Origin of the sequence: Gillisella vitis (assembly GCF_021559775.1) — a bacterium.
In the GTDB taxonomy this organism is placed as follows: domain Bacteria; phylum Pseudomonadota; class Alphaproteobacteria; order Rhizobiales; family Rhizobiaceae; genus Allorhizobium; species Allorhizobium ampelinum.
Map to the genome: position 1 here is coordinate 1,208,925 of NZ_CP056047.1, position 12,424 is coordinate 1,221,348.

Consider the following 12,424-nt stretch of genomic DNA (forward strand, 5'->3'; position numbering starts at 1 on the left):
ATTTCACACAAATGCGCGGAGATGGTCCAAGGACTTGCTGTCCGAGTTAAGGTCAAGGACCAGATGAGGGAGAATCTGCTGCATTGTCAGTCGACCCCGGTAAATTTCATGACGAGTTTCGTCCCAAGGCACTCTGATCAAGCGTGTATCTTGCTCGAAAAGGATGGTCTCCAAGAACTGATGTGCATGGCAGCGACTCATATATGGTTTCATCGAGTCGGGTGCGTCGATGACATTCAAGAACAGTTCCTGTCCCGACGTAATTCGCGCAAACGCTTGCCTGTCACACAGCATAATGCGGTCGCCCAGTCCCTCGATGAAGTTAGCGTGTGGGTCATGGTCGCCGATTAAAAAGTTATCCCGACTGCCGTTCGTCAAATTGAATAGGTTTGAAAGTAACGAGGTGCCGCTGAAAACCAAATCAGATCGCAAAATAAGGTAACGAGTTATCGGTACTGTTTTCTCGCTCTCGGCGTTTTTTGCCAATTCACGTAGCGCGGCTATTCGGTTCCACATCCTAGCTTGATTAACCAGGTGGAAATTACCAGAAAATCTATCCGAAACACGTTGACCGATTAGTGACTTGAATTGGCTGTCATTCCATATATCGATCTTAAAATCGGTGGAAAGCTTGCTTTTTAAATAGTCAGTGGTTATGTCGCTCTCGGCCGCTGCCAAGCTAGCGCAGAAATTGATTAAATTAGGAAGATAGCGCCGCACTTCTCCCACTGATTGACATCCAAGCTGCAAGACAGCGTCATGAATCTCGATTGGAAGGTGCGGCAGTAGGAAATGAATTGAGTCCGGATCGAATAGGCCCCTTGAGCCACCTTTGTCCCAAGTCGCGATACCGTAAGAAAATTTCATTCCTCGGTTTTCATGGGCTTCTGTCTCGCTAGCTAGTTTGTCCATGAGCAACGGAAAAACATGGTTCGAAAACCTGCACTGTCCGAACATTCCAATAAACACATGCTCTTGATCGGTAGAGTTAACATTAAAGGCGGCGCGCGCTTTCGGCAGCAAATTCAGCCGTTGAAAATCGCTATCCGGAGCGCTTTTCAAGAACAATATCCTGGCGCTTAACTCTTTGAACTGAACATCTGAATTTTGGTGTCGCCAATGCCCTTCAGTATTATCAAGCCCAACAAGCTCACTTGCCAATCTAACGGCAATGGGCCGCCATTTTTCCATGCCATCAAATTCGGACAATTTGAATAGCTGTTTTACGAAATCAGGATTATCAGAGAATTTAGAATCAACCCAAAGCTCCCCAAGATAATTTGCTTTTTCGATAATCTTGAACGCAACTAAAAGGCGAAAGAGTATAACGTTTCTCTCGTCATCAGGAGCCTGTCTGCTGAATTCCGCGGCAATATCGCCAATCAGATTTATTGGGATCTTAACGTCTGCCGCAGGATAAAGAATGCCCGAAATGAGCGCGAACTCGAAGGCAGAGAAGTCCTCTATACCCTTTAGATAAATCGCGAATCGATTTACCTGAAGCATGTGCGACATATCATGCGTACATGAATCGTTTGTGGCCGTTGAGATCTGCAGCAATAGTTCAGAGACTGCTCCGCTTAACTTAAAAAGGAGCTGCTGCCTAAAAATTGCAAATGACGGAATATTTCGGACGGTTTCTAGTGTAACATTTTGTAGAAAATCGGTTGAACGGCGTAAATCTCCAGCAAGAAACGAGCCGCCTGCTAGAAATAGAGAAATGTGAGGATTTTTCGCAAAACCAGAAGGTATGGTTTTTGAAAAATCTAAAAATCTCTGGCAATCTTTTTTCAGGCTAACAAGGACAACTAGTATCTCCAAGCATAAATTGAAATTTTTGTGTCTTTCCCAGACATAAATCATCATCTCTAACGAAGATTGATGATTTCCTTGATCTCTAACCTCAATAGATTTTGTCACGAACTCGTGAATAAAATCACTAATATTCGAATCTGAAAATTTATATCGATCGATTGTTTGTAATATGTATTCGGATGCCTCAACATAATGTTGTGCGTCGATCCGCCTTTTCATTTCCAATATATGCTTAGTAATCAATTCCACAGTCTTCTCCGCCAAGGAAACCATATTGTTCGGGCAAATCCGCGAGGTATTTAGATGAAGGCTTAACATAAGTAAACACTAGGAACCGTTGCATTTATTAGGTCCTCGATTCTCGCTACCTCCCATTCGGCGGCGACCGCTAAGTCGCATACATGATCAATGTGCAAGTTCGAAACCGTCGCCTAGCAGGCCGATAGGGCAAAAAAGAGATTTTTCGGAGGTCGAGAGGGAGAAACGGTGTTGCCTCGAAACGTGAGGGAACTCAATAGATTTTAAAATGAAAAAATGCAAACGGTGGGTAGCGAGCTATCTATCAGGCTTTAGGGGTTGTAATTAAAAGAGTATCAATGTTTCGTAGCGTGAAGCACGTTGGAATTTTTGTTTTAGGGGGGGCAAAATGGCAAACATTTTGAGTTATAGAGTGAACGGGTGGTCCGCTCAGGGTTGGATAGACACTACTCAGGACGCTCTAATTTGGCCGATTGTTGAGTTTCAAGGATGGGTGGCCTTTCAAGGTCACCGCGAGGAGTTTGAAATCTGTCTAAATGGGGCGAAACTTCAAATTCAGAGCTTTATCGGCAGGCGCGATGTTGAGGAGGCGTTGGGAGTTGGTTGGGCCGCCGTTGGTTGGAACGCTCTGTGTGATGTAGGGCCAAGCGCACGTGATAACGAACAGGCTCTGCTGCTTGAGATACGTGTTCGGGGGCAAATTATAGCACGTAAGTATTTCCGGTATAAAGATCGCTCTACAGAATCATCGCTACCCCTAAAGATCGTTCTACATATGCCGAAAACAGGCGGAACTAGCCTTCGCACTGCGCTTGGGGAGCATCAGGGCGCGCTTTTTATCTTGCCCCTTTACCACGATAACTTCACTATCATAAATAATCTCTCGTCATCCTCAATGGATTGCGTGGACGTGATATTCGGGCATACCACCTATGGCATCCACAATCACTTCGCGCGCCAAGCGAAGTACTTCACTGTTTTACGAAATCCATATGATTTCGTTTCATCGCTGTATTTCTATAAGAAATACGTGCAGGAAGATGCAGAAATGTTGCAGGCGTCCAATATATTAGAAGCTTTAAGTAGCGTAAGACGTTTAGAATTCGACAATTATTACACGAGGTCAATTTCTGGGCTGGATAAAGATTCGCCTGTTACGGAAGAACACCTTGAGAAGGCAATCTCAAATATTGATTCTCATTTTTCATTCATTGGATTGGCGGAGCGCCCTCGGGAAACCTTTAAGTCGTTCAGCCGATTTTTCGGATTACCCCTTTCGTACGTCAGAGAAAATGTCAGCCCAGATATGGTCGAACGAGAGTTTATTGACTCCATTCAGGTAAACGACGTTATTCGTGAGAGTGTCCGCCTGGATATAAAGCTATATCAACATGTTGTAAGGAAATTTTGGAATATGGAGATTGCCTAAAGCGCTTGACGTGCTCCGCGATTTTAGAACAGCGAGAGCACGTCAGAATTGCGTAAATGCTGCAATTCGCTAATTATTTCATTCTAGCAGAGCGCCCTAAACAATTAGGGCTGCCGATGTTCTCGTAGGTCATGCTTAGAATCACTTGCGCTACTTGTCGCAAATAAATCAAAATTCTTGGAGGTTCCCCAGACGTCAAAATTTTTGACGTCCTGAAATTCCGATAATTGCTCTTGGGGTGATCTTGCCAGATATTCTATAAAAGGCCTAACTGCATCCTTTGGTGGAATTGTCAACCCAAGCTTTTGATGAAGTTCACGATACTGTTTGTTAAACTTTGCCATGCCGCGCCTCAGCGACGGGCTCGCAAAGTTCCGAACTTCGGTTAATGAGCGGCCATTATCAACGACAAAATTAACTTCCGTTTTTGAATAATCATATTCATAACCTATTACAGACGCATGGGGAGCAGTAAACATTAGTTCCGCAATTACGCGATTTTCGTATATTGTTTGTAGTTGGCTTTGAGTAATGACCTCGCCATTCAGTAGACTCTTCATCCGCAAAGTTTTGCTGCGTTCTATTCGCTCAGGCGTATCCACAAGACACAAAAAGTATCCGGTTAATTCGACATCAAAGAGGCCTTTCAAGGCGCGTGAAAACGCTTCGAGAGTTGTACCCGACCAGCCGACATCAACCAACCCAAGCTTCATTCCTCGCTTGACGTCGAGAGATAAAAGGTAGTTGAAGAGCGCCTTTCGATTTTCCGCAGCACGATTAATTATTGACCACTTAAATGAGATCAAAAAGTCTAGAACCTGGGCCAGATTTTCCTCAGTAACAGGCACATCATCGCCAAGACCAATATCATTAAAAACCTCGGGAGATGGGCATTCGACATCTATACGCTCTAGAATTTCATGTGTGCTAAGTCCAAAACATCCCGACACCAAAAACGGTAAGAAGTCGTCAAAATTTTCGACCGTTATAGCGCTCATGTTAAAGGCTGTTATCGAACCCCTGAAATAATCGGTTTTTATCGCGCTTTTCTCAAAAATATCTTTGCCAACTTCATTTAATATATAACCATCACGGGAAATAAATAAGAGTTTTTCAATTTTATCTTTTCTGGTTTCTATTTCTAGAAAACTAAGGAAAGCGGATAGCGCCGGACCGCCATACTTAAATCCAATAGCCTCAAAATTATCTTCGAAATCACACTCCGCAGTTCTGTAAAGAGAGAACGCAAGCGACTCAGAAAACGGCGCAGGGGTCTTGGGCTCGTCGCGTAACTCGACATAGTGAAATGTATTCAACGATTTCTCCATGGCGCGCTCGACATCTGATCTAAGATTATCGCCTATGTGCAAGATACGACTAGGTTCAATTCCTAGTGTTTGCGCTGCCATCAAAAAAAGTTCACCGTCGTCGCGTTTGGTTGAATTCAGTTCTGAGGAGACAAAGATTTCATCGAAGTCTAAATTGTGACGTATCAAGATTTTTTCAAAAAATTCTTTTGGCAAATACATATCCGAAATAATGGCTACTTTTTTCGTCTTTCGACAAAAATTATAAAAGTCTACAATTTCCTTGTTTGGATATAGGAGCATCTCCTCCAGTTCTATCTCTACATTACTTGCTTTTTGCTTGATGATAAGCGGCAAGTCAAAACACGAGTATATATCATCGAACAGAATTTCTTTTCTGTTCTCGGTGTGCATTTTTTTGAAACCAAGCCTCTGCGCATTCTGCCTAAGTTCCCTAAAATTCTCTATTTGGCACTTTTGGCCAATACCATCGAATAGATCCTCAGGGTCGCGAAGAGGACGCACAAATAGAGTATCAAAGAAATCAAACGTAACAGCATCTATTTTGTGCTGCAATTTTTTGTATTCATTATAGATGTCGCGCCGCTCGTTCAAAATTTCATTCTCCTGCCTTAGACGTTTAACGTTTCTTACATCGCGGGTTTTATTTCAAAACTGTCTCCATTTTGTTGACAAATCGAATTGTATGTCTACCGGATGAAGGTTCACGTTGTAGTACGGGTCACGCTGGAAGAAATACGGATGCTTACAATCAAGGTTGTGCTTCTCTTGCTTTAATCTCTCCAATTTCTCCGGTTTCTCGTGGTCATTGCCGCGAGAAACGGATTCATGGTGTATGACCTGAACAAACGGGAGGTTGACATTGTGCCAGCCAGCCTTTGTTAATCGGTAGCACAAATCAACATCGTTGTAGGCGACCGGGAAGTTTTCATCAAAACCTCCTACATGCCAGAATTTGGATTTCTCGATCGCCGTCAAAGCGCCGGTGACGGCGATCCAGTTATATGGCAGCACTGCGCGACCAAAATAACCAGGAAATTTGGGGTCCTGCCTTAAGAAAGCATGACTGGGTCCTGGGTGGATATTCAATACGCCATTATGTTGTATCGAGTTTTCTGAGCCATATATAAGTTTTGCACCTACGGCTCCGGTGTGCTCCACTTGCGCTTGGCCAACTAGAGGTTCTAGCCAATTATTGTTTAGTACTTCCGTATCATCATTCAGAAATATATAAACATCACCGGTGGCTTTGGATGCTCCAAGATTGCAAAGTTCAGAAAAATTGAATGGTTTGTCGTGTATCAATACAGTTACTGCGTCATTTTTTCTTAGGTCATCAAGGTAGTTAAGGGTTATCTCTTCTGATGAACCATTGTCTATTATGATTATCTCATATTTTTTATAAACTGTATTATCCATGATGCTAGATATGCATTTTGAAATATACCTGAAGTTGTTTTTTGTGGGTATAATAATAGACACTCGTGTGCCAGGCTTGGGGCTGTAAACTGGCGCATAATGATTGGGGAGGTCTTCCACAGGCTGCATCAGTGCCAAATGATTTCTTCTTCGAAGAGCATTGCTCCGTGCCGTTCGTCCTCTTTCGACGGCTTTGGGTTTCGCATTTAGATCTGCAGCTGTAGAATTTGGAATTATCCGCCAATGGTAGAGAACTTTCGCAATGTGCTCAATTCTTGAAGCCTTCTCGGTCACCTTTAGAACGAAATCCCAGTCTTGGGCACCATCTAATGCGGAATCAAGCGGTCCAACGCTAATCGCCAATGAACGTTTCACGCATGAAACGTGGCAGGTGTACATTGTTGCCATCAGCGTGTCGGGCGACCAGTCTGGCTTGAAGAACGGCTGTACGAAATTACCATGTTCGTCAATTTTGTCTTCATCAGAGTAAATAAAGTCTGCTTTTGTTTCGTGAATTCGTTTGGCTAACTCGTATAAGCAATCGCTGGTGAGCTCATCATCATGGTCGAGGAACACCAGATAGTTCCCGTTCGCTGCCGAGATTGCGAAATTCGTTGCTCCAGCAATTCCACTATTTGATGGTGTGTCAATTACTCGTACACGTGAATCCTTTTTGCTAAGTCGCTCTAAATCAGCAGGCACGCGCGCGTCGGTGCTCTGATCGTTTACGAATATTAGTTCCCAGTTGCCGTACCACTGAGAGTTGACGCTTTCATATGCTTTGTCCAATAGTCCTTCGGGGGTGTTGTATACAGGAACAACAACGCTGAATTTTGTGGCGTCCGAATGGGCTTGCATAAACTGCTTCACTGAATGGCTAGGACGCAAAGGAATATATGTGTAAGGGGCGCGCTCGGGTGAAATAAAGTATGCGTTTTTTTCAGCGTTGAGGTTAATGTATCTGTCTGGGCGCGAGTTTGCTGGCGGCTGCCACGCTTGGCCTTCTTTAATGCCGTAATATACGTAATGCTTTATTGCCGAAATGTTTGCCGCGGCCACGTCTGGCCGAAGCTTTAGATACCATTCTGAATCAAACATACCGTTTGGCATCCGGCCTTCGTTGATCCCGTGCGTCAAGAAGTGAAGAAGGGGGTTGACACCACGTTCCTTTACATCAGGGTTTTTGTCGAGATACCAGCCGCCATCGAAGAACGAATGGGGCTTACGGTTCTCCTTTGACCCAAATTTCATGTAGTGAGTGAGGGGAGAAATTGCCTTCTGCTTAACGTCTGGGTAAGATTCGAGATAATAACGCGTTGAAAACAGTACGTTCGGATCGCGACCTTCTTTTTCACCGTGTTTCTTGAAGTGAAACCAAGGATTGAGGCCAGAAAACTCCACATCAGAGTAATTTTGTTTATACCATTTTTTGTCAAATAGATGAGGCGCCGGACCAAATCTGATTGTGTCCACACAAAAAATAATTGGTTTTTTCAAGATATCAAGTATATTTCTTTCAAATCTTGATTTTAAGATGGATAAATTATTTTGATTTTCTTCAAGCCTTGACCGAAGATTTTCAATTTCTTTTTTATTTTTTTCAAATTCTGCAAGAATATATTCGATATTTTCTTCTTTTTTCATCTGGCTTCCGCTTTTACTGTTGTCTTGCAGTGATGCTGAGTTAAGTCTGGGCTCAATTATTAATGAGCTGTTTCGAGCTTCATTTCAATATGATCTTCTCGCCAAGCGAGGACGTTAGTTGAGGCTGATCGATTCGATTCTTTTCGGCTACAACGCAATCTTGTTTACAATGTGAGGGGGGCTTTTTGGGCTGGGCCACGAAGATGGATCGGTTTTAAACAGCAATTTCTACCATGCGGTTGAGGCGCGGGCTGTTGATGGATGTCTGGCGGAGGTCAGATAATCCGTCAGTTCCACCGCTTGCGGACAGTGTCCGCATTCATCATTTTAATGTGTGGTGAATATTTATTCTAGATAAAAAAAAGAAATTTTCCGATAACGTGAATATCGTCGGCGTTTTGTGGATGATAATGCGTGGGACACCGAGTTTCTAAGTTATTGTTTTTTGTAGATACGAGCATCTTTTACGTGGGACATCAATCGTAATGATTCCAACACCTTTACAGCATATTGCACTCGTCTCGACTGCACCAAGAACCCGGCTTTAGGCTGGGGTGACCTTGCCCCCAAGTTTTATCCAGTTTTGAGTTCGCTCCAGTGGTTTTGGGTTGCTGTATTCGGGGCGGTAGCGGCGGGTTGCGGTGCGGAGCCATTTCGGCTGCGCAGCACCGCATCACGTCGCGGGTTGATGGTCTGAGCGAACTCGGCCGGTGTCAGCCAGCCTAGACCAGAGTGTGGTCGATGATCGTTGTAGTCGCCTCGCCAGTTTGAAAGCCCTGCTCGAGCATGGTTCAGTGACGAGAAGAGCGTTTCATTCAAGAACTCGTCGCGCAGCCGCCCATTGAAGCTTTCGATGAAGGCGTTCTGGATCGGTTTGCCGGGTGCGATGTAATGCCAATCGACCTTCGTCCGATCCGTCCATTGCAGGATCGCGTTGCTGGTGAATTCGCTGCCATTGTCACTGACGATCATCTTCGGCTTGCCTCGTCCCTCGATGATCCGCTCCAGTTCACGGGCAACCCGCAGGCCAGAAAGAGACGTATCGGCGACGAGGCCAAGGCATTCTCTGGTGCAATCATCGACGACGGTCAGCACCCGGAACCTGCGCCCATCGGTGAACTGATCCGACACGAAGTCGAGGGACCAGCGGTCATTGGCGGCAAGCGGGATCAGCATCGGTGCTCGTGTGCCTATCGCCCGTTTCCGACCGCCGCGCTTGCGCACCGTCAGCTTCTCTTCCCGATAGAGCCGGAAGAGCCGCTTATGGTTCACAAGGTGACCCTCACGCCTGAGCAGCACATGAAGTCGTCGATATCCAAAGCGGCGGCGTTCATGCGCCAGCGCCTTCATCCGCTCGCGAAGGTCATAGTCATCGCAGCGCCTGGTCTCGTAACGGATCGTCATCCGGCAAAAGCCGATGGCTTTACACGCCCGCCGTTCGCTCATCTGGTGGTGATCCATCAGATGAGCGACAGCTTTCCGCTTTGCTGCGGGCGTCACCACTTCTTTCCCAAAAGGTCTTTCAAAGCCGAATTGTCGAGCATCGCATCTGCCAGGAGCCTTTTCAGCTTCGTGTTTTCGTCCTCCAGCGTCTTCAGCCGCTTGGCTTCGGAAACTTCCATTCCGCCGAATTTGGCCTTCCATTTATAGATGCTGGCATCGCTGACGCCGTGCTTGCGGCAAAGCTCCGAGACCGGCGTGCCTGCCTCATGCTCCTTCAATATCCCGATAATCTGCTCGTCTGTGAAACGGTTGCGCTTCATTCTCTGGTCCTCTCAATGGGACAGAGCTTACTTCAAAATGGATTAGTTCAGTGGGGCAAGGTCAATGTGTTTAGTCCCGGCATTTGATGGATCGGATCAATGATGAAACGATCCGGCTCCAAAGTCCATCGTTTACAAATGAATTCGTAGGGCGTGAGGCCTTTTAGGGTCTTGAGCCTTCGCCCGAAATTATAGGCATCAATGAAGTCGGCGAGATGCCTTTTGAGTTGGTCGTGATCGTCGTAGTAGAAACGCTTGACGGTCGCTTCCTTGATCGTCCGGTTCATCCGCTCGACCTGCCCATTGGTCCATGGGTGCTTCAGCTTGGTCAGACGATGCTCAATGCCGTTCTCGTCACAGACCCGGTCGAAGATGTGATGGAAGGCGTAGAGATCGCAGGCCCGATTGGTGAACTGAATGCCGTTGTCCGTCAGAACCGTATGGATGGCATAGGGCACAGCCTTGACCAGATTGCGCAGGAATTGGGCTGCATTCATCTTTCCGGCTTTGGCGTAAAGCTCGACGAAGGCAAACTTGGACGTTCTATCAATGGCCACAAACAGATAGAGCTTGCCCTCAGCGGTCTGGACTTCAGCGATATCGATGTGAAAGTAGCCAATGGGGTAACTCTCGAACTTCTTTTTTGGCTCCTTGTCGCCCTCGACTTCCGGCAGTCGTGAAATGTCATGGCGCTGTAGGCATCGATGTAAGGACGAGCGCGTCAGATGCGGGATTGTTGGCTGAAGGGCATAAAGGCAATCATCCAAAGGTAGAAGCGTGTGCCTGCGGAAGGCGACAATCACGGCCTCCTCCTCGAGGCTCAAGACTGTCGAATGCGGTTCCTTCGGCCCGGTCGCCAAATCGGCAACCGATGTGCGCTTCTTCCACTTGGCAACGGTCTTCGGGTTGATCCCATACCGCTTTGAGCGCGCTCTCAGGCTCTCTTGACTATTTTGTATTGCTCGACGGATTGCCTCTGTCGTTGTGGCGCGACCGTGTAGAACCTGGCCCATAGTGCTTCCTTCCATTCGAGGGAAAATAATGCACCATTAAAGTCCGGGATCAAACACCTAGTCCGTGAGGCGCAGTTCGTCGCCGCGGATCTGGATGCTGTCTAGCGTCGAGAGAAAACTCATACCAAGCAGGCTGCCGTCCATTCGGCCCGGCTGGGTGATCAGGGCGCGGACATTTTCCCGGATTACGGGGCCAATGGCCACCTGCCGTAGGCGCAAGGGGGAGGTCAGGGCCTCGCCATTGGCGGTGCTGACGGTGACGCTATAGTTCAGGTCATCAACATTGATGCCGATGCTGGCGGCATCTTCGGCCCGCAGCACTACGGCGCTGGCTCCGGTATCGATCATCATCGGGATATCGACACCGTTAATGCTGACAGTTGCCGAAAAATGTCCGGAGGAGCCTCTTTGCAAAACGAGTTGGCTCTGGCCATCGCCGGTCGTGGTGACGACGGCGCGGCCGGGAACCAGTCCCGCCAGCACCCGGTCTGCGACGGAAGCCGCATCGTTACGGTAGATATAGCCGGTGACGAGGATCAGCGCGATGAGCACCCAGGCGGCGGCAAATCGCAGGTTCTGGCCCAGGTTGTGGCGGCTGGCGACAATGCCTGCCGAAAGCATGAGCGCAAATGGAAGAAGGGTAACGACACGGGCGAAGTCATCATTATCCATGCCGAAGCTCTGGCCGCTATCGCGGTTGATGATCAAAACCGCAGTTCCTGCGAGCAGGATGCCGATGACAATGCCAAACCCACCGAGCTTCATGGTCTAATCCTGTTCTACCGGCAGAGACCCTCGCAAGCTCAGCATGATTTCTGTCCGTTGCCGTTCGCTATAGCGCGACCAATTGGCGATATCGTCCAGGCTGCGCCCGCAACCCAGGCAGAAGGCACTGGTCTCGTCCAGAGTGCAGATGCCAATGCAAGGCGAGGTGGCGCAGGGCGAAGAGGCTTGAGCGTTTGTCATGCTGATGTCCTACAAGGCCATGGCGATACTGGCCAGCGCGGTGATTTCACAAATCTGTTGGGTAGCGCCTATGGTATCGCCAGTCTGGCCGCCTAGCCTGTGCGAGACCAGCCGATTGGACGCGAAGGCCGCCGCGCCACTTGCGACAAGCATGACCGCCAGCGGATGAAAAGAGGTAACCGGCGCGATGGTGACAACCGCGACGGCCAAGCCGAGGAACAGGGCTGTATACAGGGTGTTATCCTCCGGCCTGCCAAGTGATGCGGCGACGCCATCGGGTTTTGCCGGGGGCAGGGCATGCCAATGCCAAACCATCAGCGCCCGGCTGACGGCGGCTATGCCGATCATCACCAGAGCAACGTGGATGGGAGAGAGGCTGTTGACCAGCGAAGCCAGCGCCGCGACCCGCAGACCAACGCCAAAAACCAGGGCCAAGACCCCAAACGTTCCCACCCGGCTGTCCTTCATGATGTCCAGCGCTCTTTCGCGGCTGGCACCCCCGAGGCCATCGGCTGTGTCAGCAAAACCGTCCTCATGCAGGGCGCCGGTCAGCAGGACTTGCAAACCAATTGCGGCAAAAGCGGCGACCAAACTGCTGGCGCCGAGGCCCAGCATTAAGGCGAGCAACAAGCCCGCCGGGGCTGCAATGACCGCACCGGCCAGCGGAAAGGCGCGGGGCGTGCGGCTCATTTCGCCGGAATGGTTTTGGAAAAACCGCGACGCTATTGGCAGACGACTGAGGAAGCCGAGCGAACGGGCGAGATCATCGACAAATGCAGTCAGGGTCAT

At 48.1% G+C, this 12,424-nt stretch carries 9 protein-coding genes; 1 reads left to right on the plus strand and 8 read right to left on the minus strand.

All coding sequences use genetic code 11. The features are described from left to right. Positions 1 to 3: 3 nt before the first annotated feature. Entirely contained in the window at positions 4 to 2,064 is a 2,061-nt protein-coding gene (locus tag AVCG78_RS05705; RefSeq protein WP_071205062.1) for a hypothetical protein, read from the minus strand. A 397-nt stretch (positions 2,065 to 2,461) separates the two neighbouring features. On the opposite strand from AVCG78_RS05705, the gene AVCG78_RS05710 reads away from it, so the two are divergent. Beyond that, positions 2,462 to 3,502 (plus strand): hypothetical protein, encoded by a 1,041-nt coding sequence (locus AVCG78_RS05710; RefSeq protein WP_071205061.1) that lies wholly within the window; start codon positions 2,462 to 2,464, stop codon positions 3,500 to 3,502. Between the two features lie 104 nt (positions 3,503 to 3,606). On the opposite strand, the gene AVCG78_RS05715 is transcribed toward AVCG78_RS05710, so the two are convergent. The 7 genes from AVCG78_RS05715 to AVCG78_RS05745 all read right to left on the minus strand — a co-directional run bounded on the left by AVCG78_RS05715 (position 3,607) and on the right by AVCG78_RS05745 (position 12,424). Then, positions 3,607 to 5,424, minus strand: a complete 1,818-nt coding sequence (locus AVCG78_RS05715) for an HAD-IA family hydrolase (RefSeq protein WP_081355494.1) — start codon at positions 5,422 to 5,424, stop codon at positions 3,607 to 3,609. A 54-nt stretch (positions 5,425 to 5,478) separates the two neighbouring features. Beyond that, on the minus strand, positions 5,479 to 7,893 hold the full coding sequence (locus AVCG78_RS05720; protein WP_156601508.1) for a glycosyltransferase family 2 protein: 2,415 nt from the start codon (positions 7,891 to 7,893) through the stop codon (positions 5,479 to 5,481). Between the two features lie 573 nt (positions 7,894 to 8,466). Beyond that, positions 8,467 to 9,656, minus strand: a protein-coding gene (locus AVCG78_RS05725; protein WP_156636673.1) for an IS3 family transposase whose coding sequence is annotated in 2 segments (ribosomal slippage) — positions 8,467 to 9,407 and positions 9,407 to 9,656 — 1,191 coding nt in all. Because the reading frame shifts where the segments join, the coding sequence is not laid out codon by codon here. A gap of 47 nt (positions 9,657 to 9,703) precedes the next feature. Next, positions 9,704 to 10,669 (minus strand): IS481 family transposase, encoded by a 966-nt coding sequence (locus tag AVCG78_RS05730; RefSeq protein WP_235694955.1) that lies wholly within the window; start codon positions 10,667 to 10,669, stop codon positions 9,704 to 9,706. A gap of 57 nt (positions 10,670 to 10,726) precedes the next feature. Then, the gene (locus AVCG78_RS05735) at positions 10,727 to 11,434 is read right to left on the minus strand and encodes a retropepsin-like aspartic protease family protein (RefSeq protein ID WP_156582744.1); all 708 of its coding nucleotides are present in this window, start codon (positions 11,432 to 11,434) and stop codon (positions 10,727 to 10,729) included. A 3-nt stretch (positions 11,435 to 11,437) separates the two neighbouring features. Beyond that, on the minus strand, positions 11,438 to 11,635 hold the full coding sequence (locus AVCG78_RS05740) for a DUF1289 domain-containing protein (protein ID WP_081355477.1): 198 nt from the start codon (positions 11,633 to 11,635) through the stop codon (positions 11,438 to 11,440). A 9-nt stretch (positions 11,636 to 11,644) separates the two neighbouring features. Beyond that, on the minus strand, positions 11,645 to 12,424 hold the full coding sequence (locus tag AVCG78_RS05745) for an adenosylcobinamide-GDP ribazoletransferase (protein ID WP_071206753.1): 780 nt from the start codon (positions 12,422 to 12,424) through the stop codon (positions 11,645 to 11,647).

Bases quoted from the DNA above. Each gene is read 5' to 3' on its own strand.
- AVCG78_RS05710 (WP_071205061.1), top strand. From the start codon at position 2,462: ATGGCAAACATTTTGAGTTATAGAGTGAACGGGTGGTCCGCTCAGGGT.
- AVCG78_RS05720 (WP_156601508.1), bottom strand. From the start codon at position 7,893: ATGAAAAAAGAAGAAAATATCGAATATATTCTTGCAGAATTTGAAAAA.
- AVCG78_RS05730 (WP_235694955.1), bottom strand. From the start codon at position 10,669: ATGGGCCAGGTTCTACACGGTCGCGCCACAACGACAGAGGCAATCCGT.
- AVCG78_RS05735 (WP_156582744.1), bottom strand. From the start codon at position 11,434: ATGAAGCTCGGTGGGTTTGGCATTGTCATCGGCATCCTGCTCGCAGGA.
- AVCG78_RS05740 (WP_081355477.1), bottom strand. From the start codon at position 11,635: ATGACAAACGCTCAAGCCTCTTCGCCCTGCGCCACCTCGCCTTGCATT.
- AVCG78_RS05745 (WP_071206753.1), bottom strand. From the start codon at position 12,424: ATGACCCTGACTGCATTTGTCGATGATCTCGCCCGTTCGCTCGGCTTC.